The 23,484-nt window shown below is 41.5% G+C and carries 25 protein-coding genes and 2 tRNA genes; 10 read left to right on the top strand and 17 right to left on the bottom strand.

What is annotated here, in order from left to right; all coding sequences use genetic code 11:
• The first annotated feature begins 28 nt into the window (after nt 1-28).
• The 3 genes from BP896_RS07945 (at nt 29) to BP896_RS07935 (ending at nt 3,116) form a co-directional block, all read left to right on the top strand.
• Entirely contained in the window at nt 29-1,267 is a 1,239-nt protein-coding gene (locus BP896_RS07945) for a thioredoxin fold domain-containing protein (RefSeq protein WP_291767351.1), read from the top strand.
• 164 nt (nt 1,268-1,431) lie between these two features.
• Nucleotides 1,432-1,962 carry an NTP transferase domain-containing protein gene (locus tag BP896_RS07940; protein ID WP_291767350.1) on the top strand — a complete coding sequence of 177 codons (531 nt, stop codon included), beginning with the start codon at nt 1,432-1,434 and terminating at the stop codon, nt 1,960-1,962.
• Nucleotides 1,963-2,141: 179 nt separating this feature from the next.
• Complete coding sequence (locus BP896_RS07935; protein WP_291767348.1) at nt 2,142-3,116, top strand: tRNA-ribosyltransferase; 975 nt, start codon at nt 2,142-2,144, stop codon at nt 3,114-3,116.
• On the opposite strand, the gene BP896_RS07930 is transcribed toward BP896_RS07935, so the two are convergent.
• From BP896_RS07930 to BP896_RS07920, 3 genes are read right to left on the bottom strand one after another with little or no spacing between them, the layout of a single operon-like run.
• Nucleotides 3,113-4,687, bottom strand: coding sequence for an ATP-binding protein (locus BP896_RS07930; protein ID WP_291767346.1), 1,575 nt, complete (start codon nt 4,685-4,687; stop codon nt 3,113-3,115). The two genes, BP896_RS07935 and BP896_RS07930, sit on opposite strands and share 4 nt — an antisense overlap.
• 51 nt (nt 4,688-4,738) lie before the next feature.
• Entirely contained in the window at nt 4,739-5,716 is a 978-nt protein-coding gene (locus BP896_RS07925; protein WP_291767344.1) for a hypothetical protein, read from the bottom strand.
• Nucleotides 5,717-5,772: 56 nt separating this feature from the next.
• Nucleotides 5,773-6,432: a helix-turn-helix domain-containing protein gene (locus BP896_RS07920; RefSeq protein ID WP_291767343.1), complete on the bottom strand. Its 660-nt coding sequence runs from the start codon at nt 6,430-6,432 to the stop codon at nt 5,773-5,775.
• 314 nt (nt 6,433-6,746) lie between these two features.
• On the opposite strand from BP896_RS07920, the gene BP896_RS07915 reads away from it, so the two are divergent.
• Entirely contained in the window at nt 6,747-7,754 is a 1,008-nt protein-coding gene (locus tag BP896_RS07915; RefSeq protein WP_291767342.1) for an ATP-binding protein, read from the top strand.
• A gap of 525 nt (nt 7,755-8,279) precedes the next feature.
• Here the strand turns inward: BP896_RS07915 and BP896_RS07910 are convergent.
• Nucleotides 8,280-8,960: an NADPH-dependent F420 reductase gene (locus BP896_RS07910; protein WP_291767387.1), complete on the bottom strand. Its 681-nt coding sequence runs from the start codon at nt 8,958-8,960 to the stop codon at nt 8,280-8,282.
• Between the two features lie 397 nt (nt 8,961-9,357).
• Nucleotides 9,358-9,445, bottom strand: a tRNA-Ile gene (locus BP896_RS07905).
• 152 nt (nt 9,446-9,597) lie between these two features.
• On the opposite strand from BP896_RS07905, the gene BP896_RS07900 reads away from it, so the two are divergent.
• Nucleotides 9,598-10,539, top strand: a complete 942-nt coding sequence (locus BP896_RS07900; protein ID WP_291767341.1) for an Mrp/NBP35 family ATP-binding protein — start codon at nt 9,598-9,600, stop codon at nt 10,537-10,539.
• A 31-nt stretch (nt 10,540-10,570) separates the two neighbouring features.
• Here the strand turns inward: BP896_RS07900 and BP896_RS07895 are convergent, their stop codons facing one another.
• On the bottom strand, nt 10,571-11,179 hold the full coding sequence (locus BP896_RS07895; RefSeq protein ID WP_291767339.1) for a hypothetical protein: 609 nt from the start codon (nt 11,177-11,179) through the stop codon (nt 10,571-10,573).
• Nucleotides 11,160-11,528, bottom strand: coding sequence for a hypothetical protein (locus BP896_RS07890; RefSeq protein ID WP_291767337.1), 369 nt, complete (start codon nt 11,526-11,528; stop codon nt 11,160-11,162). The genes BP896_RS07895 and BP896_RS07890 overlap by 20 nt, the downstream gene beginning before the upstream one ends.
• A gap of 52 nt (nt 11,529-11,580) precedes the next feature.
• On the opposite strand from BP896_RS07890, the gene BP896_RS07885 reads away from it, so the two are divergent.
• A complete protein-coding gene (locus tag BP896_RS07885) occupies nt 11,581-12,537 on the top strand; it encodes a DHH family phosphoesterase (RefSeq protein WP_291767335.1) in 957 nt (318 codons plus the stop codon).
• A gap of 2 nt (nt 12,538-12,539) precedes the next feature.
• On the opposite strand, the gene BP896_RS07880 is transcribed toward BP896_RS07885, so the two are convergent.
• The 5 genes from BP896_RS07880 to BP896_RS07860 are packed head-to-tail and all read right to left on the bottom strand — an operon-like array spanning nt 12,540 to nt 16,662.
• The gene (locus BP896_RS07880) at nt 12,540-13,640 is read right to left on the bottom strand and encodes a glucose 1-dehydrogenase (RefSeq protein WP_291767333.1); all 1,101 of its coding nucleotides are present in this window, start codon (nt 13,638-13,640) and stop codon (nt 12,540-12,542) included.
• 46 nt (nt 13,641-13,686) lie between these two features.
• The gene (locus BP896_RS07875; protein WP_291767331.1) at nt 13,687-14,598 is read right to left on the bottom strand and encodes a 3-methyl-2-oxobutanoate dehydrogenase subunit beta; all 912 of its coding nucleotides are present in this window, start codon (nt 14,596-14,598) and stop codon (nt 13,687-13,689) included.
• A gap of 2 nt (nt 14,599-14,600) precedes the next feature.
• Nucleotides 14,601-15,824 carry a pyruvate ferredoxin oxidoreductase gene (locus BP896_RS07870; RefSeq protein ID WP_291767330.1) on the bottom strand — a complete coding sequence of 408 codons (1,224 nt, stop codon included), beginning with the start codon at nt 15,822-15,824 and terminating at the stop codon, nt 14,601-14,603.
• On the bottom strand, nt 15,825-16,052 hold the full coding sequence (locus tag BP896_RS07865) for a 4Fe-4S binding protein (protein ID WP_291767386.1): 228 nt from the start codon (nt 16,050-16,052) through the stop codon (nt 15,825-15,827).
• A gap of 43 nt (nt 16,053-16,095) precedes the next feature.
• Nucleotides 16,096-16,662 carry a 2-oxoacid:acceptor oxidoreductase family protein gene (locus tag BP896_RS07860; RefSeq protein WP_291767329.1) on the bottom strand — a complete coding sequence of 189 codons (567 nt, stop codon included), beginning with the start codon at nt 16,660-16,662 and terminating at the stop codon, nt 16,096-16,098.
• Between the two features lie 140 nt (nt 16,663-16,802).
• Between BP896_RS07860 and rpl12p the strand changes: the two genes are divergently transcribed.
• The 3 genes from rpl12p (at nt 16,803) to BP896_RS07845 (ending at nt 18,062) form a co-directional block, all read left to right on the top strand.
• Nucleotides 16,803-17,129 carry a 50S ribosomal protein P1 gene (gene rpl12p / locus BP896_RS07855; RefSeq protein WP_291767328.1) on the top strand — a complete coding sequence of 109 codons (327 nt, stop codon included), beginning with the start codon at nt 16,803-16,805 and terminating at the stop codon, nt 17,127-17,129.
• A 138-nt stretch (nt 17,130-17,267) separates the two neighbouring features.
• Nucleotides 17,268-17,344 (top strand) — tRNA-Thr (locus BP896_RS07850).
• Nucleotides 17,345-17,426: 82 nt separating this feature from the next.
• On the top strand, nt 17,427-18,062 hold the full coding sequence (locus tag BP896_RS07845) for an ERCC4 domain-containing protein (protein WP_291767327.1): 636 nt from the start codon (nt 17,427-17,429) through the stop codon (nt 18,060-18,062).
• Here the strand turns inward: BP896_RS07845 and BP896_RS07840 are convergent.
• The 4 genes from BP896_RS07840 to BP896_RS07825 form a co-directional block, all read right to left on the bottom strand.
• On the bottom strand, nt 18,059-18,529 hold the full coding sequence (locus BP896_RS07840) for an SAM-dependent methyltransferase (RefSeq protein WP_291767324.1): 471 nt from the start codon (nt 18,527-18,529) through the stop codon (nt 18,059-18,061). The two genes, BP896_RS07845 and BP896_RS07840, sit on opposite strands and share 4 nt — an antisense overlap.
• Entirely contained in the window at nt 18,526-18,750 is a 225-nt protein-coding gene (locus BP896_RS07835) for a histone family protein (RefSeq protein WP_012186746.1), read from the bottom strand. The genes BP896_RS07840 and BP896_RS07835 overlap by 4 nt, the downstream gene beginning before the upstream one ends.
• Nucleotides 18,751-18,863: 113 nt before the next feature.
• Nucleotides 18,864-19,076, bottom strand: a complete 213-nt coding sequence (locus BP896_RS07830; RefSeq protein WP_291767319.1) for a hypothetical protein — start codon at nt 19,074-19,076, stop codon at nt 18,864-18,866.
• A 46-nt stretch (nt 19,077-19,122) separates the two neighbouring features.
• Nucleotides 19,123-20,322, bottom strand: coding sequence for a cation:proton antiporter (locus BP896_RS07825; RefSeq protein WP_291767317.1), 1,200 nt, complete (start codon nt 20,320-20,322; stop codon nt 19,123-19,125).
• Nucleotides 20,323-20,485: 163 nt separating this feature from the next.
• Here BP896_RS07825 and coaBC point away from each other — a divergent pair, with 163 nt between their 5' ends.
• Entirely contained in the window at nt 20,486-21,724 is a 1,239-nt protein-coding gene (coaBC, locus tag BP896_RS07820; protein ID WP_291767316.1) for a bifunctional phosphopantothenoylcysteine decarboxylase/phosphopantothenate--cysteine ligase CoaBC, read from the top strand.
• A gap of 43 nt (nt 21,725-21,767) precedes the next feature.
• Here coaBC and BP896_RS07815 read toward each other — a convergent pair whose 3' ends face one another.
• Nucleotides 21,768-23,159 carry a hypothetical protein gene (locus tag BP896_RS07815; RefSeq protein ID WP_291767314.1) on the bottom strand — a complete coding sequence of 464 codons (1,392 nt, stop codon included), beginning with the start codon at nt 23,157-23,159 and terminating at the stop codon, nt 21,768-21,770.
• Nucleotides 23,160-23,484 lie beyond the last annotated feature (325 nt).

Here is a 23,484-nt window from a genome sequence, read left to right as displayed (position 1 = left end):
TTAAATAACCTATTCTGCTTAATGGTTTGTGAAGAGATGCATAGTAGTAATTGTGCTTCTTACTATGCTTGCAGGGGTTACATTATTGACTTATGCATTAACAATAACTAAGTTCGGATTAGTGAACGCATATTTAATAACAGACCCCAGCTCCTTCCAAGCCCTCCTCATGAATAGTAATGGTAAGTACCTCCTCATAATATACGCTGATTCACAATGCCCCGCCTGCAATTACCTTAAATCCTACGTGCTAAGTAACTACACGATTGCTAACTATGTTCAGAACCATTATGTGACAGCTTACGTTGACTTAGATTATCAATCAGCAATTCCATTAACTAGCATTAACGTTATGGTTAATGGAACCGTTTATCTAGTTGAACCTATCAGTAACGAGGTGAGCGTAAGGGTGTATAGGGCTAATACTACTCAAGTAGTACCATTCTCTGTTCAAGCAACCCCAACGTTATTAGTAGCTTACGATGATGATGGTGCATTAGTCATTAAAGAGATAATACTTGGCGCCTACCCACCTCAGATATTCATGGATATTTTATCACTAGTTCACACTAATGTAATGGAATCTTCATTACAGGAGCAGAATACAGCATCATTCACCAGCATATCTGCACTAGCCTTATCCTACGCGGCTGGCCTTGGTTCGGCAATAATGCCCTGTGCGTTACCAGCCTTAGTATCCATTGCATTAATGGCCCTTAACAGGAAGATAAACCCAATAGCCCTATTCGGAGGCTTCCTAATATTCTACATAACCTTAGGTTCATTGCTTAGTTTAATTGGGCTTAGTGGCATAACTAGGTCAGCACTATACATGGCCTCCTCAATAATATTAATCCTAATGGGGCTAATATTCCTCATACCACCCCTATACAGGGGCTTCATAACCCTCACATCTAGGGTTCAAAATATGGGAGGTAGAGTGAAGCCTGGTGGGTTTTTAGCTGATTTATCAATGGGCTTAATATTGACGGGACTATGGTTACCCTGCATTGGTCCAATCTTTGCAGGCGTAGCCTTAGGCTCAATACTAGCCTCACAGTTAACCCACAATATAGTAATGGGTATCTTAACTACGACAGCCTTTTCACTGGGCTTCGTAACAATGGCATCAATAGTATTAGCCTTAGCTAACCTAGGTAGGAGGAATATTAGTAAGGTAGCCTCAGTAGGATCATTGATTGAGAAGGCCGCTGGAGCTGCAATGGTGATTCTTGGTGTTTACCTACTCATAGAGGCATTATACTAGCCTTGCTCCTAGGGTTTCCACCAAAAGAATAAGGAAGCCTCACCATTTATGGTGGTTTTCTTTAATGTCCAGCATAATAATGGTATTGCTCTATCCTCCTAAATCCGCATGCCGAGGCTTAAGTTTATGCATATACTTTAAGCCTTCTACAGTGAAGTGAATGAATGCAGGTTACTGCATTAATTATGTCTGGGGGTAGGGGGAGTAGATTGGGTAATGTTGATAAGGGTTCATTAAACATATGTGGTAAACCAATGATTAAGTGGGTGCTGGATAACTTAATCAATGCCGGTATTGAGAAGATAATAGTAGCTGTATCAATACGTAACTATGATACATTGAGAATACTTAAGGAGGTTCATAGTGATGTATACATTAGTAGTGGTGTTGATTATGTTACTGACCTTTCCTTCGCGCTTAAGTTAATTAGGTTGAGGCCACTGCTAGTAATGCCTGTTGATACTCCATTAATAACTCCAGATATAATATTGGACTTCATTAATAAGGGTATTGAATTAAGTAAGCCAGTAGTGAATATGACTGGTAGGCGTGGTTACGTAGGGGTCACGCTCTTTAATGAATCCATGGGTGAATGGGTTGATGTAAACTATGACTCACCACTGGTCATGGATATTGATACACCTCATGATGTCAATACAGCTAATCAACTATGCCTTAGATTACGTGATAAATGAAAGGCAAACTTCTAAGCCAGCTTGGGAGTATCATTTTAAAGTTAGTAATCACACCCTATTCAGTAGTCCCCATCAAGGTGTAACTCCAAGCCCTCCACCCAAAAGACGGGGAAGAGGTCAGCTTACCTAACTAGCTTATATATGGGTGAAACTTTAAGGTTCAGGCCTGAGTACTTCTAGTGAAGGTTCTACTTGGAACACCACCGAGGGCTACACCAAGGCCTTGGATCAGCTTCATTAACGTTATTAATGTACCAGTCATAGTAAGTGCCTTTGAGTTACTTAAGGTTAAGCCTCCCACCGATGCACCATTACACTCGCTGCTTCAGCATAGTGGGGAAATATGGGTTGATTCAGGGGGTTACCAATTCTTAAGTAGAGGCATTGAGATAGGTATTAATGATGTGGCTAAGGTGTATTCACGCTTTTGGGATGCCTCAACTTACTTAGCTCTCGATTACCCGCCATTACCAAGTGATGACGCTAATACTGCATCTAGGAAGTTTCATAAAACCATTAAGGTATATCATGAGTTAAGTAAAGTCCTGGAGAAGGAGGGTATTGAAGTAATGCCTGTGGTTCACTATTATAGGGATGAGGGGATAGTCCTGAATGCTTTAAGAACAATCATTGACCATAACCCTAAGGAGATTGCAATAGGGGGGCTGGTGCCTTACGTATTAGTAACTAGGAATACGCCTAAGAATAGTAGATGGAGGGCATTACTCTTCATAGCTAAAGTAGTGAAGGAATTTAGCGGTAAGGTTCATGTACTTGGGTTAGGTAGCCCATCAATAACACCAACACTTGAGTTACTGGGTGTTTACTCTACAGACTCCTCAACATGGAGGATTAAGGCAGCCTACGGGAAGGTAATATTACCAGGTGGGGGTGAGAGGCATGTAACTGGGCGGAGGGTTAATTTCGGTAGGAGGGTTATTAAGGAGGATGAGCTTGAGGAGCTTTACCTATTCCTAAGGGAAACTAAATTCCCCCTCCTTGAGAATTACCCTGATTCCCTATACTCAAGCTTCGAGTATAGGGCATTGATTAATGCGTGGGTAACATTAATGAGCAAGAGTAAGCCCAGGGGTAGTGGTTTTAGGTTAATGTATGAGAGGGTTCAAGCCATGGTTGAGCGCATTAATGATTAAGTATTAATTGTAGTCACCCACCTTGTTACGCCACCGTGGTGAGTTAGCCTCCCCTTAACCTTAACTAGGAGAGGTATTGGTGTAGCCATACCAGTGACGTATGCTTCATCAGGGTTAAGTGACTTAAGAGTGGTTAATTCATCACTTGAAATATTCTCGGCAACGGAGGCAACGTACTTTAAGTCAAGTGGATTTATTATCCTCTTGAAGACTTGAGTCATGCATTGGCTAAGCACATCCGGGTCAATCCTCGAAGGCCTTTGAGACACTATGCATAAGCCTAACCCAAACTTCCTCCCTTCCCTGGCAATCCTAAGTATTGATGACTTACTAATGGATAATGCCTTTGATGGTGAGAAGTTATGCGCCTCCTCAACTACCACAAAGGTTGGCATTATGCGCCTCCTCTTAGCTAAGTTAAACATAGAATCAAGCATTAATGCCACTAGGGCTTGTTGATCCATTAAGTCAAGCGTGGATAAGTCTATTACGTTTATGCCAGGTTTACTAAGCATATTCTCAACATCAAGTAGCCTTATTGGCTCATCACCATAATGCTCACCATACATGGTTATGAAGAATGGCCTATTCTCAAGAAATGACCTTAACTTTGAAATTAGTGATGATATTGATGATTCACCAGCATAACCCTTCGGGGCTGAGCCACGGCTCCTCTCAATAACCTCACCAATTAATTCATCTATGGTTGTTAGTGGCGCATCTATGGATGGATCATAAGGCCACCCCTCCTCCAGTAACCTCCTTTGAGTATCTGTTAAACCATAGTAATGCGTAAGGAGTTTAATGAGGACACCTAAGGGCATATTCCTTGGGTTAACGCCAATCCTAGTGTATCTTCTGGGTTCCCCAAACTTAGCTGCGTAATACTTATCTATCTCACTGGTATCAACCCTACCTGGCACGTATACGTTAACCATGCCAGCAACCTCATTGGCTAAAGGGTCATCAACAGCCGGATACTGCATACTTGAGTATTCACCATGGGGATCAATTATAACTACAGGCATCTTAATGGTTAAGGTTAATTCCTCAGCTATTACACCAGCTAACCATGACTTGCCTGAACCTGTGGATGCTAATATTGCACAGTGGTGTGTGGTTAATTTCTCAGCATCCAACTTGGCAGGCGTATCACTACCCTTAACCTTACCTATTGTTATAGGTGCACCATTAATTACGGTTAAATTACTTATTAACTCACCGGGGACTTCATTCACGTAAGTGTATAGGTGAGGTGGAGCCATTGGTTGCCTTATCCCTGAACCCTCAACAACACCAATTATTAAGGCTTCAGCAAGCGTTATAGTGGATGTAAACTCCAGGTTGAAGCCATACTTCTTAAGCCTCTCAACTCTCTCGAAACTACTCATCTCAGCTAATATCCTATCATCAGTCAGATAATTCCTCCTCTCAATCCTAGAAATCCTACATAAGTAACCCTCACTAGTAATGACGTATTGCCCAATCCACACCGAGGCTCCATCAAAGACCCTGAACCTAATCCTCCTAACTCCATCAACACCATGAATTATTCCTATTGGATCAGCCACATTGGTTAACTTTAATAAATGGTTAATAGATTGATTGTTTAAGTTAAAAAGTTATTCTGGCGTTTTTGCCTTATACTGTAGTACCCTATCTACTTCTGTGTTTACTCCAATGTCCTTCGTGTATTTGGGGTCTATTGCCTCTACTAGTATCCTCCACTCATTAGTGTATGGGTCCTTGACTACGCTGCAGTATGTGTGTATTGGGTATTCTGGATGCTCGTACATTGAGCTTGGCTTCCACTCAGCCACAAACACCTCCTCTAGGTTATTGGACTTCAAGTCCACTACATATGCACCAAAGTACTTAGTTACATGCGCATTCCTGGCGAATGTAGTGACAGTGCCAATGAACATTGGCCCATATGCTGAAGGCACAATATCGCCGTTAAGTAGGAATGCATCAGGCTGAGGCCTTTGAGCCTCACCATTAACCGTCGGTAAGCCTAACTTAACCCAATTAACACCATTCCTACTAACCAGTAACTCAGTGTAAACCTTATTATCATTCACCGCCCTAGCCTTACATAATGCAATAAACCTACCATCAATAACATTTATTGTGCAATCCCTAGCCTCACCACCATCATAAGGCTTATCACGCCTAATAACAAAACCCACTGGAGTCCACGGGCCCCTTGGGTCATCAGCCTTAGCCATAAAAGTCTCCCAACCATCACCAACGTCAAGGGACATGTATAGGTAGTATAATCCAGTTAATGGGTCTTGAATAAGCTGATTATTCTCAATACTCAATACATTAACCCCAGCCCAATTTGAAACCTCCTCCTTAGGTATGAAGGCCACTAGGCTATACTGATCACCATTACTAGAATACCAAACCTCAACACCAGTACCCCTAGGCCCAGCAACCCTAGGCCTACTAGTCAACCAATACTCATGATTAATAGGATCAATAAGCAAATCCCCAGCACCCCTCCATGAGCCTGGCTCAAAGCTTGGTGGGTCAAGGACCACACCAGTAAACTTCCTCAACCTAAGGATGCATTGTGGGCAAACCACACAAACCACCAATAAGGCTGAGGCATAGGCATTATTTAAGCGTAAAGCCTAACAGGTATTGAGAATTAAGTGAACTTAACCTTAAGTAATTCACTGGCTATTAGCCTCCTTAATGCACTCCTCAACTCCTGGATTAAAGTCGCCTTACTGACTTTAAGGGTGTTGGCTAGGTCATTAATACTACACTCCCTAGGCCAGTTAAAGTAGCCGAGCTCGTAGGCTTCCTTAAGAATCCTAAGCTCACTCCTAGTTAACGTTAAGTAACCCATTAACTCAGCCAACTCACCAACATTAACCCTATTAAGAACCTTAACACTACCCCTACCCCCCAACTCCTCCAAAACCACACCAGCCCTACTAGCCACAATACTCCAATACTCTAGGCCATTGGCTATGAATTCGCGGTAATAGTAGACTCCATTACTCAGTAGAACATCGAGGACGCCACCCCTAAAATCCCTCACAGTACTAACTAGGGCAATAGCCTTACCCCTAACAGAATACCTGCCTAATACATCAATAAGCTTAACACCCCTAAAACCCCTAACCCTACTAATCAACTGCTTAACATCACTAATGCTTGGTGCATTAATAATGAGCATACTCCTCTTAACACCATTAATCAAGGGCACTGATGAAGCAACATCAACCACAACACCACTACCCCCAGTGAACACAGCCCAATCACCATGATCAATAACAAACCTAACAAACTCAACAGGCATAAGGGGGTAAATGCATAAGAACTTTAAAACATTAAAGGCGAAACCAAGCCCCTAGAAAACTAATAATGGAGAAATTGAACCATAATAATGAACATTACTATAATATAAGATCATCTGCTAACTTTAATAAGGATAAATATTTCATGGTATGAGATTATTAACCTGGCTCTGAATATTATAGTAATGTATAGATCTATTTAATATTAAGGGAAACTAATTATAATGTTTAAATACCATATAATGTTAATGCACTTAAGTATTCGGTATTCAACGATCCAGGGAAAGTGTTTTAATAACCTCACGGTAATTATAGTGTGAAGAGACTTAGATTTCCATTAGCTTCTGGCCTTAATGTAGAGTTCACTGATAGGGAGTTGGCTATTAAGCGTGTGGAGGATTGGGCTACTCATGGTATGAGTGTTGTTCATGTTGTTTATGGGCCTGAGGGTTGTGGGAAATCTACTTGGCTTAGGCAATCTACAGAACTTCTGAGGGAATTGGGGTTTGAGGTAACTTACATTAATCCCCTTCATCAGCAATTCATAGCGTACACGGATATGAAGGATCTTATTAAGCAATTAACCGAAGCCACAGTCGAGGCCTTTGGTACCGCTCAAGTGAGGCTTGCAACATTGGCTCTGGAATTCGCTAAGGAGGCGTTGAGGCGAAGGAAGAGGAAAGTGGCTGTGATGATTGATGATGCATTTAAGGTGGTGGGTATTGATAAGGCGGCAATGTATGTTAAGGGGCTGCTTGGGTTAATAGAGTATCCACCTGCTGATTACGATATTATCATTACAGTCGTTGCCACCAGTGAGGATTTGTCTAGGCGTGAGATTGGTAGGCATAGGTGGGCTTATTTAGATGCCATGTGGAATATGCCTAAGGGGGGATTCATGCAATTGTATGAGCAAATACCAGGTGAGAAGCCTGACTTCGAGGAGGCTTGGAGGCTAACTGGGGGTAATCCAAAACTACTGGGCCAACTATATGAAGTAGAGTGGAATGTTGAGGCTATATTAAGGAGAATTATTGATGATAAGAGACTTAAAGCCCTTGCATCATCCCTATCACCTGAGGAGAGGAGGTGGCTTAAGGATGCTGTAGAGGATCCTGATACGCTACTAGTGAGGGAAAGGATACCATTAATGGATAAATTAGTTGAACTCAATCTAATAATTGATACAATACCTGAAAGATCACTTAACTTATGGATAGACACCCCACCACCTGAGAAGGATCTTGAGATAGGTGTGGGTAAGGATAATACTTGGCAAACACCACTACATAGGGAAGCTGTTAGAAGGGTATTAGGGGCTTAGCATTCTTCATGTACTTCATTAGAATAATTAATAATGCCCTCCATAAAGTATGCCCTATGTAGGATTAGTATCATTAAAGGATTAAACTTGATGAGCCCAGCGGGATTTGGGTTCATGATAAGGTAAATGTTAATTCCTTGAAGTTGAGTGTATTATAGTAGTTAACTTTAGGGAGATGATGAATTGAGGTCAATTTACCTCCACAATATCGATTATAGCAACGTAATAGCCTCTATAAAAAGGGAAATAATCCACAATACCCCTAGGGAACTCTCACCCTTCAAGATAAGGAGGAGGCGGTCATGACTTTGAGGTTTACTCAATGATACTGAAGAAGCCCGTGGAGATCTTTTAACATAGTTGTCAAGGCTTTAACTCCTGTCTTTAAATATAGTCATTCAATTTTAATCCAAAACATGGCATCAATGAATTCATTATTTTAGCCCCCTCCACTGGATTTATTCAATACTCCTTAGGTATTTCCACTCATCATCACACTCCTAAAGAGCTGTATTCTTTTTCGTGTTAGTTTGTTTTGCGCTTATAGTCCTTTACTCCATGTGGGGGGACTACCTTGAATCCGAAGATTGTAGTCCCCATTGTCTCGAATACCCTAAACCACAGTGGTACAAGCATCTCTAATGCCTTGGCTGCCTTAATATCCCCCAGATCCATAACCTCCTCCCAACCAAACCACTCTTTCAGCATTCTCTCCACTAGCCTCTTTGCTTCTACATCATTACCTGCAATCAACATTTGTCGTTCCCCTTCCTTGAGAAGCGATGGATTTACCATAACCTCATAACCCACGAAGTTCAGAGTCTTCACCACCTTGGCCTCTGGGAAAGCCTGCTGTATTCTCTCTGCTAGGGATTCCCTGCATGAAGTAAGTATAGGTTGATCATCGGAGAATTCCAGTGCGTTAGCCACATCAATCAATATCTTACCACTCAGATTCTCCTCACCAGCTGACCGTAATGCATCTAGGGAGAAGAGGCCATTGGTACAGTTAAAGATTACATCCCCGAAGGCTGCAGCTTCTGCAAATGTTCCATGGTACGCTCTTTCTCCATTAATCCGGGACCATTCCACTGCCGCAGGATTATCTCTAGTGCGGGATCCCAGCATGACTTCATTTCCCACTTGGATCAGCTTAGTGCCTATAGCACGCCCTACTTCTCCCGTTCCCAGGACACCTATTTTCATTTTTCTGAGACTCATGAGCTTAAATCCACTGGGATTTATTTATCTTCTCGGCATCAACCTCAGGTAGTAATCAGATGCGAGAGAAATTAAGTGATATCATTAACGCTGATTGCTTTTATGTTTATTAAATTATAGCAATAAATAACCAAGGGTTTATGCACACTAGATATAAGCCTCATTAGTGACCAACATTAATCTCCTTGGGGTCTAAAGTGTTCAGAGGATAAGAGTAAGGGGTTGGAATGCCAATGATTGGAGAGAGGAAGTATCTTTAATGGCTTCATGGTGATTATGGTTTAGGGGACTTAGTTTCCACTAATCCTTAATATTGAATTTACCGGTAGGGGGCTTGGCTTTTATATATTATTTACTGCCTTAAGGATTACAGGTAGATTAGTGGGCCCGGTGGGATTTGAACCCACGTTCTCCCGGTCTCTGACGCAGGTTATCAGCCGGGCGCTTTAACCTGGCTAAGCTACGGGCCCTCATTAACATGCTGGTTACATTATTTTTTAAGTTTTTCTCTCGAACTCTAAGTATACCTTAATACATGGATTATTCCCCCATATTGAGATGCGGCAGTTTATTGATTGGTAATGTGGAAGGATTTATAAGGGGTTAGTTAAGCTGATCATTAATGAGTAATAAGTCTAATATTAACGTTAAGGTTCAGCAGCCTCAGAAGCAGCAGATTAAGTTAAGTTTCAGTGCAGGTAATGTTAAGCTTAAGTTCGCTGTAATGAGTGGTAAGGGTGGAGTTGGCAAGAGCCTTATAACCGCCTCATTGGCTGTTGGCTTCGCCCTAAGGGGGTTAAAGGTTGGGGTTCTTGATGCTGATATTTATGGGCCAACCATACCTAAGCTACTGGGGCTTGTAGGTAGCCCCCTCTACTATGATGATAAGAGGGATTTAATAATACCAACTGTTGGGCCATTGGGCATTAAGGTTGTGTCCATTGACTTCCTCCTCCCAAGTGAGAATTCGGCAGTAATATGGAGAGGGGCCTTAGTAACTAAGGCTATTGAGGACTTCCTATCTAAGGTTGATTGGGGTGACTTAGACGTAATGATGATTGACCTACCTCCAGGTACTGGTGATGCACCATTAACCATAGCCCAAGCCCTCAGTGGCCAGTTAACAGGTAGTATAATTGTGTCGGCTCCTGGGGATGTTTCAGGTAGGATAGTTAAGAAGGCTATTGACTTCTCCAGGAAGGTTAAAGTACCTGTGATTGGTGTTATTGAGAATATGTGCTGCTTCACTTGCCCAGATACAGGTAAGACGTATTACTTGTTTGGTGAACCTGAGGGGAAGCGCATAGCTGAGGAGGCCAATGTCCCATTCTTGGGTGAAATACCACTTGATTCACGCGTAAGTGAGGCTAATAATGCAGGCATACCATTCCTACTAAAGTATCCTGATATTGAAGCCTCTAAAAAGCTAATGACTGTGGTTGATTCACTCATAGGTAGGTTTAAGGATGAGTTAAGTAAGCAAACTAAGAGGGAGATAAGGTTAATGAAACTACCTGGTGAGGAGGAATCACCAAGTACAGGTAATGAAGAAGGGGATAATTAATGGTTAATTGAATTATATGCTTAAATATTCATTATCCTTCATGATGCATGTACTTCCTAATAATGTAGTAAACATCATCATCAACCTCAATGTAGATCGAATCTGATTTACCTGATAATGACTCTAGTATCGGTGCTACATCAACCTTGAAATCGAGTTGAGCAGCTGATGCTTCAGTTTTTTCACCATGGCCCGTGCTTAGGATTGTTAATGAATCGATGGTGTTCTTCAGGGACTCTGTATCAGCCAGCATCACCTTAGTTGGGTGGTTTAATATTATTACTGCTGTGCCTGTGAATGGATCAATATATATAAGGGATTTACTAGCATTAACAGTGCCCTCAATGACCCTACTTATCCTCATCATGTTCACAGCATAGGTACTATACATGCTCATGTATTGGCTTACCGTGCTTACTGTATCTGCTATAATGACTTCAACATCATCAACCTTAAATGATCTTCTACTACCCTTAACTACTACTTTCTTTTCATTACCCTTAACAGAAAGGGCTTTACTAATAGTATTCACTATGCTCCAATTAATACTTATTGGCTTAACCTTTATTGCTGAATGTAACTCCTCTATCCTCTGCCTATGTTTCCTAAGTTCATCTATATCAACTACTAGTGGTAGCATTATTGGGCACCATGATTATCCTAGTGGGTAAGCCTAAGGGTTCGATTACAGCAATCTTAACATCATCAGGTACCCTACTTAAGTCATTCTTAACCAGCGTATACAGCTTTTCCTGGAAGTTAGCTAACTTCAGGATAAGCATTAGCGCGCCCATTAATTGCTCATTATCACTACCATTAACTATGAATACCTCACTGTTCTCAAACCTTAAGATATTCAGCCTACTGTTCTCAATATTGGCATTAGACACCTTGTCGCTTAACTTACTTGAGAGTTCCCTTAACTTAATTATCCTATCATCAAGTAACTTCACATAATCCTTAACTGTAGATTCAATAAAGGCTACCACACTTATATTACTGTAGGGTTTGATTTTTAAGCGTTTAGTTAAGCAGTAATCAATGTTAAATGAGCTTAAGAGGCTAATTGAGGCATCAACGAGAATAACATTGATGACTCATAGGAATCCTGACTTAGACTCACTTGCCTCTGCATTATTATTTAGGGATTACTTAAATGAATTAGGCAAGTTAAGCTGCCTCACCAATAATTGTACTGCAGATAAGGAGGCTAAGCAGGTGCTTAGTAGACTGGGTATTGAACTTAACTGCACTCAAACCTGTACCTGCAGTGACTTAACAATACTATTTGATGTTGCCAATAAGGTTCAGTTAGGGGTTGAAATATGTCAGGGCAGTAGGGTAGTGGTGTTTGATCATCATGAGGTTAGAGGGATTAGAGGGGATTTAGAGTTCATTGACCCTGAATCACCATCAACCATCGAGGTGGTGATAAGTGTATTAAGGGAATTAGGTTACGCACCTAGTGAATTAATGGCTAAGTTAGCGTTAGCGGCAATATTAAGTGAAACAAATAGATTCAGTAGGGCAACTCAAGGAACCTTTGAGACAGTAACTTGGCTACTTAAGGTTAGTGGAGTCAATTATAAGGATGCCTTAGCATTACTGGTTAGGGAACTTGATGAATCAGCTAAAATAGCGTTGGTTAAGGGTTCAATAAGGCTTATACCATATAGGGCTGGATCAATGATAGTGTGCGTGACTAATGTAAATGCATATGAAGGCTTAGTGGCTGGTAAGCTCCTTGACATTGGCTGTGATGCTGCATTTGTGGTTTCTGATCATGGTGATGAATTAAGGATTGCTGCAAGATCAAGGTTAATTAATGTCGCCATGGTTCTAAGTAAGATTGCTGAGGAATTAGGAGGTGAGGGTGGTGGTCATGAGGGTGCCGGCATGTTAGTAACTAAGGTTAAGCAACCGTACATTAAGGTTCTTAACTTAATAGTAAGCAGCCTAGAGAATATGTTAGGTGAAAAACTTAGAGAGATTAAGTAAAATTAACTCCACTTAATCTTAACCTTAATCTCCCCCTTCTCCTTACGGTTAAGGACCTGCATCAGCTCCTTATCATCATTAACATCAACAACCCTAGTTATTAAAGAATTAGCCACAGTGGGCCAAATAGACTTCCATTGAGCTAAGTGTGCAAGGGCCTGCTGGAAGTGCGGTTTCTGACCATTTATTAAACCCACTATTGCATTGGATTTGTAAATGAACCTCTGTATAACATCATACCTTAACGTTAACTCACCCTCAGCTGGAAACCCGAATAAGCCTAGTATGCCGTTTGGCTTAAGCATCTCAATCTCATGGCCAATTAATGATGCTGAAGCACCGGTAGTATCCACCACTAGGTCGAAGCCCATTGACTTAAGTTTATCTAAACCATCCTTAGAGTAATTATAGTAAATTATACCAGCCTCCTCAGTTATCTTAGCTTCACTCTCAAGTGGATCCCTCCTATTAGCTACATATACCTCAAATCCTATGGTCCTAAGCAGTAGTGAAATTAGTATTCCTGTTGAGCCTGTGCCGAAAACTATACTCCTCCTGCAATTATATGTTCCATCATCACAAGTCCAAATGAGCCTCCTCTGGACATTAAGTATCTCCTCAACCGACTTCTCAAGATCAGAGAGGGGTTGAGCCATGACTGCTATATCAGCTATGTTCTTAGGTACTTTAACAAGATACTTGGGGTCATCATACCAGTACTCAACCATGAAACCATCCATTCCAATAATACCTGCCTCAACAAACTCATTAGCCTCGCAGAAATCTGGCCTACCCACCAGGCAGTTGAGGCATTTGCCGTGGTAACTCCTCCTATTAATTGGCATTACTAAGTCACCTGGTTTAAACCTTGGGTCACTTGAATCCTCAACAATGCCTAGGGCTTCGTGACCAAGGACAAGCCAATCCCTACCCTCAGGTGGTCTAGCGGTTGTTAATTCACCCCTAACTATTTCACGGTCAGTACCACATATGCCGTTTTCAAGTATCCTTACCTTAACAGTACCTGAACCATGCCTAATCACTTGGGTTAAATCCCTAACCTCCACTCCAGGTTTCGGAGGCTTAACTACAATAGCCTTCATGCGCGCTATTCTTTTACCTGTTTAAAAGCTTAAAGCCTTAGGTTAATTAACTAATATTAAATATGTTAGCTAACCTCATTAATACTCCCCACTCTTGATCAACCATGGCCTCAATTTCCCTAACATCATCCTTACTTAATTGCGCGAAGCGGCCTTGTATACGTATGTACTCCTCAATAGGCTTACGCCTCTGCTTATCCCTATAGGGGGCGCTGGGTGGACTAATCGTTAACTTACCTTGGTAATACTCCCAAAGAATCCACATTCCGGTTTCAACAGCTAACCTAGCCACCTTAACCGTGTAGTCATCTGGGAACTTCCAACCTGGAGGGCATGGTGCGTGAAGGTGTATGAACTTAAAGCCCCTTATTGAAGCTGCCCTCCTAACCTTATCAATAAAGTCTATTGGATAAGCTATACTGGCTGTAGCCACGTAGGGTACCTTATGCATAAGCATGATTAACGCCACATCCTTCTTATCCTCAGCCTTCCCCCTTGGGGATGTTGTAGTCCAAGCCTTCTTGGGTGTAGTTCCACTAGCCTGAATACCAGTATTCATGTAAGCCTCATTATCAGCTAAAATATAGATTATGTCTTCATTCCTATAGGCTGCTCCACTTAAGGCTGCGAAGCCTATGTCTGCTGTTGCCCCATCACCAGCCCAAACAACCACATGACCATCAACACCCCTGGCCCTAAGCGCCCTAACTAAACCACTGGCCACTGATGGGCTTGAGGCGAAGGGTACATGCATAACTGGTACTGTGAACGATGTATATGGGGCCGCTCCAGGTATTACACTTGAGCACCCAGCAGGTATAACGAGGGTTAACTTCCCCTCCAGTGCCATTATTAATTGCCTTAAGCCTATTTGAAGTGGGCAGCCTGGGCATGCTGCTGTACCAGGCATTATTAACTTAGTCCTCCCATACTTGTGGAGTTCGCTCATGGTAACCATGATTAATCACCACCATTAGTATTAGGTATGTACCACCACCTCCTAACCCTCATGGCGCCATTAATTTCAGTATTATTTATGAAATCCCTTATAATGGTTTGGAATTCACTTGGTGATACATCAACACCAGCTAATCCTGCAACAACACCCTTAAAGGATACGTTACTAGGCACTAGACCCATTAATTCACCAGCCAGTATTCCACCGAAGCCCATTGAGTAATCCCTATCAAACACAATAACTCCCTTAACCCCATTGATGCGTTCTAAAAGCTCGTCGTCAGGAAATGGCCTAATGTACCTGATCCTAATGAGGCCCACCTGGTAACCCTCATTCCTTAATTCATCAATAGCGATTTCAGCATCCCCACTCCATGCACCCATGGTTACTGCTAGGTACTTAGCGTCACTGCACCTGTAGCATTCGATTAATGGTTCATAATCCCTTCCAGTTAACTTACTGTATTCATTATACGCCTCAGTTATTACTCTTTTAGCCTCACCCATTGACTCATCCATGTAAGCCTTATGAAGCTCATGGTATAGGTCAGATTTAGGTAAGTTACCTAGGGTTACTGGTTCCCCACCGGGTTCAATGACATAAGGTACCTTAGGGTTCCTTGGAGGTAACCAAGCGTCAACATCCTCCTGGTAGGGGATGTAAATTGGTTCAGTTGTGTGACTTAGCACGAATCCATCAAGCCCCACCGCCACTGGTAATAAGACTCTTTCATCCTCACTTATCCTAAATGCTGTAAGAGTCATGTCAAAGGCCTCCTGTACGCTTGATGCCATACCTATAATCCACCCGCTATCCCTTATTGCCAATAGGTCAGTGTGCTCATCGTGAATATTCCACGGTGGTCCAAGTGCCCTGGTTACTACAGCCATGACGAGGGGTAACCTTGATGCTGCAGCCCACCAAAGCATCTCATACATGTAGAATAATCCGTGGCTTGAGGTGGCTGTAAAGGCCCTTGCCCCTGCGGCTGATGCACCATACACTGAGGCTAGGGCTGCGAACTCACTTTCAACCCTTATGAAATCAGCCTTCAACTCGCCCCTATCAATAATCTCACTTAACCTCTCAACTATCAGCGTCTGGGGTGTTATTGGATATGCTGAGACTACGTTAACCCTAGCCATCTTAACGGCCTCAGCAACTGCGTGATCACCAACCATTATCCTCCTAACCCCTCTGTTAATCATGTTCTGCTGGTTAATCACTTAAACCACCCTCTCATCAATCATTGAAATAGCCTTAACTGGACAGACATCAACGCAGATTCCACAACCCTTACAGTAATCGTAATCAATGGTAACTGTTTTATCCTCAAGCCAATCAATTGCATTTTCAGGGCAGTAAAGCCAGCATAGGCCACATTTAATGCATTTATCCAGGTTAACAATAGGCTTACGCACCCTCCATGTACCAGTCTTACCACCAGCACCCATGGCTGGCCTTGATAATAGGTACTTAACGTAAATGCTACTCACCTTAATCACCCTTAACCATACTGTACCCCATTTTAACTGCTTCAATGTTTAATTTAACGTATTCGCCGCTCCCTATGAACTCTCTTATAGATGATATTACTGAATCCAATGTGACTAAGCCAGTAATCCTTACGAATGCACCTAACATTGGTGTACTCACTATGTGCCAGCCAGCCATCACTAAGCCCAGCTTCTCACTTATCCCAGTGGCATCCACCCAATATGTCCTATAGCCTGTCCTTATTAATGTAGGTGAATTAATTATTACTACTGAGTCCTGCCCCTTCATTAATTCATTAATGTTAACCAGGCTTAGTATATTGGGTGATAATATTAGTAGTACATCAGCCTTCTTAACCCCACTATGTGAAATTATTGGTTTACTTGATATTCTTGCATACGACTTAACAATAGCCCCCCTCCTCTCAGCACCGAACTCAGGTATTGCCTGCCCCCATTTACCATCCTTAGCTGCTGCGGATACTATTATCCTGGCGGCGGTCACCCCGCCTTGACCTCCTCTACCGAGTATTATTAATTCTCTAGTATCACTAATTAGCATCTGCATAGCTATCAGGGGGCTAGCTTACTAAGTTTTATAAATCTTTCTCACAAGTTAATATAATTAAATATATAATATATAGTAATAAATAGTAATTGAGCAGTCATTGTGGTTAGCTTTAAAAAGGCTCTTAAGCAAAGGTGGTTATGGAGTACGTGTATGCAGCATTACTACTACACTATGCGAAGCAACCAATAACGGAGGATAATGTAACTAAGGTACTTCAATCAGCTGGCATACAGGTAGATGAGGTTAAGGTTAAGGCATTAGTCTCGGCGGTTAAGGATGTTAACATAGATGAGGCAATAAAGACCGCTGCTGCAGTACCTGTTTCAGCACCTTCAGCTGCGCCGCAGGCTGCGGCACCACAGGCCGCGGAGGCTAAGCCAGCTGAGGCTAAGGCCGAGGAGAAGAAGGCTGAGGAGAAGAAGGAGGAGGAAACATTGGAGAGCCTTGCCTCACTATTCGGCTAATAAAACAACACGCCTTAATATTATACTTTAAAACATATGAATACTTACCTAGTTTTCGCAATAATCATTAATGTAAATGATGGTTACTTAATGGGAAAAATTTAAAAATTGTAGGCATTAGTGATGCAAGCCAGCATAGCCCCGGTAGCTCAGCCTGGCGGAGCGCCTCACTGGTAATGAGGAGGTCCCGGGTTCGAATCCCGGCCGGGGCTCCATGATTAAGTATTCCTAATTGTTAAACTTATTTAAACCCATATGAGGAATTAAACCTGATCCAATCTGGGGTGTAGTATTGTTGTGGATTCCAGGGAGTATGAGACTGCCCAACTTGTTGTTAATGCCGTAAAGGAGCTTGGATGCAGGATTCTAGTATCTACGTTAACTGTTGGGGATTACGTGGTTTCAAGTGAGGTTGCTGTGGAGCGTAAGAGGGCTATGGATTTCGTGAACTCAATTATTGATGGTAGGCTATTTCAACAGGCTAATAACCTAATTGAGGCTTACCAGGAACCTTACATTATCATTGAGGGTGACTTATGGTCAACAGTATCAGTAAGGAGTATTAGTAGGAATGCGTTAATTGGAGCTTTAGTTAAGGTAAGTAGGAGTGGGCTTAGGCTTCTTTGGACTAGGGATGAGTGGGATACTGCCCAAGCCCTTTATTCCCTGGCATTAACGTCACCTGGCTTAATTAAGATAAGTAATAAGAGGAAGGGTGAGTCAATTAATGATATGCAGATTACCTTCCTATCATCATTACCGGGAATAGGGGTTAGGAGGGCTGTTAGGCTGCTTAAAATTTATGGAACACCATTAAATGCATTGAATAATTATAGGCAATGGCCCATTAAGTTAAGTGGATTACCATCGTCAAGTATGTTGATGATTAGGAGAATCCTTGAGTCGAAATTCAGTAGTGAGGGTAATGCCTAACTACGTTTAATATATAGGTAGTACTTATGTTCCCTTAAAGGGCCCTTCACTAAACCAAACTCAGCGGGTTTATAACCAGGTATCTCAAAGTCATGGGAAACCACCCTTGCGCCCCTCTTAAGTGTTTTGAATAATATAGGTGCAAGTTCCCTATTAACATCAGTGCCTAAGTATAAGTAAACTATGTCAGCTATTGAGTAATTGAATTGAAAGATATCTCCCCAGGCAACGTAAACCCTTCCACGTAAACCCTCAGCATTAATCTTCTCAAGGCACCTCTTAACTAATACCGGATCCCTCTCTATACCTAGTCCAATTAATTCAAACCTCTTAGCCGCTTCAATTATAACATTACATTCCCCTGCCCCAGCGTCAATAATCACTTCACCTGGCCGTGGCTTAGCTCTCCTAATAATCTCCATGGCAACTGACGTTGGGGTTGGTACATAGGGTATCTTAATGTTCATGATAAGTTAATGCACCTGAATATCCTTACAACAGCCTTAACATCATCTGCACTCACTGTTTTCCTACCTGCATGCTTCGCTAGTTCAATGCTCTTCACGGAAACCTCATATGCCACATTCTCTAATACATCCCTTAATGCTATCACCGCATCCTCACCAACCCTCTCCGCTCCCGCCTTTTTGAATATCCTCTCTATGGGAGCTAGTGGTATTTCAGGCATTACTAGCTAATGCGATTAACGCATATAAACCTTACCCTTAAAAACGTTAATCCCACCTCTTTCAACCATACTTCATAATGCAATATACATTGTAATAATCATTAAATTAAATGTTAGGCAGCCAGGTTTTCAAGCTTATACGGTATACTTCTGAACCTATACTTAAATAAGTAGAATATTCTTCCACAGTTATTGCATTTACACAGCATCACGCTAACTAGGAATCCCCTACTATCCCTTCTATTAATTGGCTGAACCAGAACCCAGTCAGTTAAACCACAGTATGGGCAAATAACCCTCTGCTCAGTCTCGCCTGGAATGTTCATTAGGTTAATCGGTGAATAACTGGCGTTAAAAACCTTACTTCCTCCATTACTTAGTCTCCTGCTCCTCACTCTTTACCTTTGCCTCAGCTATAATAGGTAATAATCCACTTGACACAATATTGGTGAATATTATGACCATGAAGGTTGTTAGGAATACATAGTTTGAGTATGGTTGATAATTCATGTTAAGAAATATACTTGCTAATACAGCTGCAGTTAAGCCCCTTGGGGCTAGGGCAAATAACAGTTTAGATACCTTGCTATCCCTAATTATTGAGAATATTTCAATATACCTAATAGCTAAAAGAATACCAGTAACTGCTAAAGCTAGGAGTGCATAGTATAGTGATATTACTGAAATCATGCCTATTAGGACATAGAAGAATGTCCTAACCAAGAACTCTAACTCATCTTCAACAATATTGAGCCTATCCTCATTAATGTTAAGCCTCAATCCCATGTACTCACTTATTATTTCATGATTACCTATAATTATTGCGAAAATTAGGACAGCAACCACAGCCGCACCACCAAGTAGGTCAACCACACCGTAAAGTAGAAAGGCAATACCTATTGTAACGGTATACGCCTTAGTACTCCTAATCCAGTTCAACGCTAACAGCCACAGCATGCCTGTTATTAAGCCTAAGAATACTGCAATACTGAAGTAAGATATTACATACCTGGTATAGGATAGAATTGAGAATTGACCTGTTAGAAGTATTACTAAAAGATAGAAGAGTAGGATTGATACTACTGAGTTAAACGTAGCCTCTACAACTATTGTATTATAGACTGAATCACTTATAACTAGCCTAGTGGCTAATGGTACAATGATGGTTGTGGTTGTTTCACCCAATATAGTGCCTAGTATTGCCCCATATACGAGGGGCCAGTTAAAGAATGAATACATTATAACGGCCAGTAATACTGATGGTACTGCTACATCCAGTGTTGCTAATGCTAAACCAAGGCCACTTGATGATATTGGAGTCCTGAAATTTATCTTACGCCCACCATCAAACATAATCATCACTAAGGCTATATCACCAAAGAGTGGGGCTAATTCCCTAAGTAATGCAACATACTTTATAGGAATAATATGACCAATAGGAACAAGTAATACACCTATGAGCATTAGAATCACTGCTTCAGGTACCCTAGTTAATCTAAACAGGTAATCACCAACATAACCAATTAATATGATTAATGCAAGCGTTATTAATATGCCATCAGTACTTATCATTGAGCAATAGTAATTGCATTAATGCTATATAAGCTTTCCGGATAAGATCCCAAGGATAATTCCCCACAGTCATTAGATTAATTACCTTTACCTAACTAAAGCCATAGTTAGGTTAACTCTTGGAGGGAAATATATTTAATAAAGGATGAATTAACATCTCCAAGTGAGTGAGGATATTGAAGCAATTAGGGGTAGTTTAAGTAAATTACTTGAAGGTAAAAGGATAATGCTTGTGGTTACCGGTGGCATATCAATATATAGGATTCCTGATGTTGCAAGGGGTTTAATTAGGCATGGGGCCTTTGTAGAGGTTTTCATGAGTAGAACCGCGTCAAGGTTATTGAACCCGTTAATAATGCATTGGGCCACTGGAAGTAAGCCATTAATTGAATTAAGTGGTTATGCTGAGCATGTTAGATTATGCGCAAATTCAGATGCAGTTGTGGTTGCGCCCGCTACAGCTAATTTAATAGGTAAGGTTGCTAATGGTGTGTCTGATTCATCAGTGTCATTATGCTTAATGGTAGCTATGGGTGCCGGTAAGCCAATATTAATGGTTCCAGCAATGAATATTAACATGTGGATGAACCCAATTGTAAAGAGTAATGTGGAGAAATTAAGGAATCTTGGTGTAAGGTTCCTTGAACCAATTATCGAGGAGGGTAAGGCTAAGATACCGCACACTGATGAGATTATTGAATCCACAATAGACTTAACATCACCAAGAAACATGAGCGGCTTAAGAGTACTCGTCACCTCCGGGCCGACTAGAGAGTATATTGATGATGTTAAGTACATTACTACACCAAGCAGTGGATTAACAGGGTACTACATTGCTAGGGAAGCTGCCGCTAGGGGTGCTGAAGTCTACGTAGTATCTGGACCAGTTAACATAAGGTATCCAAGTAATGTTAAGCTTATTAATGTAACAAGCGTAATGGATATGCATAATGCCGTAATGGAATTATTGAGAAGTAAACAAATACATGTAGCCTTCTTTGCAGCAGCACCACTGGACTTCTATGTCAAGGATAAGGTTAGGGGAAAGTTAAGCAGTGATATTGAGAACACCACAGTCACCTTAATTAAGGCGCCTAAGATTGTTAATGATGCTAAGGCCACCTCCCCAGGCACAATAGTGGTTGGTTATAAGGCTGAAGTTAATGTTAATGAGGAGGATTTACTGAAGAGGGCATTAAATAGGATGAGAGAGGGATCATGGGATATGGTTATTGCGCATAACGTCTCTGAACTAGGCTTCGGCACAGTGACCGATGCTTACCACATTATTAATAAAAGTGGATTACACATAAAAATTGGGCCAGCACATAAGAGGGAACTAGCTAGGGTAATTCTTAATGAAGTATTAAGATTATTGGAGCTGAATTCAAGTTTGAAATGAAGTAAGATAGGATTTTAAAATAAGATTTTATTTACCTAAAACCTTAACCACCCCAAACTGGAGCAGATGTGGAAGCAGTTGTGGAAGTGGTAGTTGTATTCGTAACAGTCATATTCACGTAGCCGTGCTCCACAGCTAGGAATACCCATGGCACTGGCTTAAAGAATACTGTATTAACTATGTAATCATCACCGGGTATCCATACGTTGGGGAATGCATATTTACCGCCCTGCAATGTTCCATCCGGTAGTTGAACATATCCTAGCCAAGTCCATGAAGTGAACCATGATGGTAAAAACGCAACAGTTAATACCGGCACCGGTGAACCACTAGCATTAACGAATGTATAACCTAGGCTTATTTGATTATTAACCGCGAAGGCATATGAGAATAATGGCCAGTAGTAGACTCCACTTTCATTTAATGGTGGTATATTCATTATCGCTTGGTAAATTAGGCTGAAGTTATAGGTGCTCAGCCTTTGCCCGCTGGGTGTTTCAACGTAGGTTCCAGGCAGTATTATGGCTAGTAGGTTACCAACAGCCACCGCACCTCCCTGGGTTGCATTAATTGCCACAGTACCAGTACCAATAGGCACAAGCTCAGGCTCCATGGTTGTTGCCTCCATTGAGCTAGACATGGTTGGCTCAGTGTAAGTTGCCATTAATGAGGCTGGCATACCCGTATTTACGAATATCCATGGTACTGGCTTAACGAACTGATAATTCACAAATAAACCTGAGCCTGCGTATACCCATGAGTCAAGGAATGCGTAATGTCCATCAACCAATGTTCCATTGGATTCCTGCATGAATCCCAACCAAGTCCAAGTTGTCCAGGTATTGGGCATTCTAACTACCGTAATTACCGCATAGGGTTTACCCTCTGGGTTAACGAAGGTGTAGCTTGGTGAAACATGACCATTAACTGCGTAGGCGAATGCGTAGACTGGTTCTTCACCCATCATTGATGGTGAACCTATGTTAGCTAATTGGTAAACTATTATTGAGAAATTATAGGTGCTTAGTATTTGCTTGCTCTGAGTCATTACGTATGTTCCAGGCCTGATAATAACAATTATGTTACCTAACCTTAACGTGGCGCCCATACTTGCATTAACCATAGCAGTACTAACACCTACTGGAATGAGTTCAGGAACCATATTGGGTTGCATTACTGCAGTGGTAGTCATTGTGATAGTTACTGTTGCTGTGGTGGTTGATATTGAAGATGCCGTTGAGGTGGATGATACTGTCGTCGTCTTAGTTACTGTAGTTGGCATGGTTGTTGTCACTGTAGTAGTTACAGTTTTAGGTGTAGCTGTAGATGTAGTAGTTACAGTCATTGGTGGTTTAACTGCGAAGTATCCAGCCAAAACATAACCCACTACTGCGACTACTGCCACGGCTATTAGGCCGATAGTTTTTGCATCCATGATACATCATTGCGTTAACCTATAAATAAGCTTTATTCAGTTTTTATTACAAATCTAACCCCAAGCATGCTATATTTGATTCTTAATAAAATTGCAATAAATTAGTGAAAAAGAATATAAACATGGAGCCATTAAAGACTGTTGTGAATAAGGTGAATGCTTATAAACTGTTGATTAATAATGAATTAATAATGGCTAGTTATGATAAGGACTTAAAGAGATTACTGATTTGGCTAATAGGTGGCTCCAAGGGTGGTTTAATGAGGTATAAGATCCTTGCAACTCTTAGGAGGAGGCCCATGAACCCTAATCAATTAGCCAAGCA

This window comes from Caldivirga sp. UBA161, assembly GCF_002506515.1.
In the GTDB taxonomy this organism is placed as follows: domain Archaea; phylum Thermoproteota; class Thermoprotei; order Thermoproteales; family Thermocladiaceae; genus Caldivirga.
Note: the sequence above shows the minus strand (reverse complement) of the source record. Positions and strands in the feature narration are given on the sequence as shown.

Coding starts and splice junctions, on each gene's coding strand:
- BP896_RS07940 (WP_291767350.1), top strand. CDS start 1,432: ATGCAGGTTACTGCATTAATTATGTCTGGGGGTAGGGGGAGTAGATTG.
- BP896_RS07865 (WP_291767386.1), bottom strand. CDS start 16,052: ATGGGTGCTGGTGGTAAGACTGGTACATGGAGGGTGCGTAAGCCTATT.
- BP896_RS07910 (WP_291767387.1), bottom strand. CDS start 8,960: ATGAAAATAGGTGTCCTGGGAACGGGAGAAGTAGGGCGTGCTATAGGC.
- BP896_RS07920 (WP_291767343.1), bottom strand. CDS start 6,432: ATGCCTGTTGAGTTTGTTAGGTTTGTTATTGATCATGGTGATTGGGCT.
- BP896_RS07875 (WP_291767331.1), bottom strand. CDS start 14,598: ATGGTTACCATGAGCGAACTCCACAAGTATGGGAGGACTAAGTTAATA.
- BP896_RS07840 (WP_291767324.1), bottom strand. CDS start 18,529: ATGAACATTAAGATACCCTATGTACCAACCCCAACGTCAGTTGCCATG.
- rpl12p (WP_291767328.1), top strand. CDS start 16,803: ATGGAGTACGTGTATGCAGCATTACTACTACACTATGCGAAGCAACCA.
- BP896_RS07860 (WP_291767329.1), bottom strand. CDS start 16,662: ATGCAGATGCTAATTAGTGATACTAGAGAATTAATAATACTCGGTAGA.
- BP896_RS07835 (WP_012186746.1), bottom strand. CDS start 18,750: ATGCCTGAAATACCACTAGCTCCCATAGAGAGGATATTCAAAAAGGCG.
- BP896_RS07895 (WP_291767339.1), bottom strand. CDS start 11,179: ATGCTACCACTAGTAGTTGATATAGATGAACTTAGGAAACATAGGCAG.
- BP896_RS07880 (WP_291767333.1), bottom strand. CDS start 13,640: ATGAAGGCTATTGTAGTTAAGCCTCCGAAACCTGGAGTGGAGGTTAGG.
- BP896_RS07815 (WP_291767314.1), bottom strand. CDS start 23,159: ATGGATGCAAAAACTATCGGCCTAATAGCCGTGGCAGTAGTCGCAGTA.
- BP896_RS07830 (WP_291767319.1), bottom strand. CDS start 19,076: ATGAACATTCCAGGCGAGACTGAGCAGAGGGTTATTTGCCCATACTGT.
- BP896_RS07825 (WP_291767317.1), bottom strand. CDS start 20,322: ATGATAAGTACTGATGGCATATTAATAACGCTTGCATTAATCATATTA.
- BP896_RS07885 (WP_291767335.1), top strand. CDS start 11,581: ATGTTAAATGAGCTTAAGAGGCTAATTGAGGCATCAACGAGAATAACA.
- BP896_RS07900 (WP_291767341.1), top strand. CDS start 9,598: ATGAGTAATAAGTCTAATATTAACGTTAAGGTTCAGCAGCCTCAGAAG.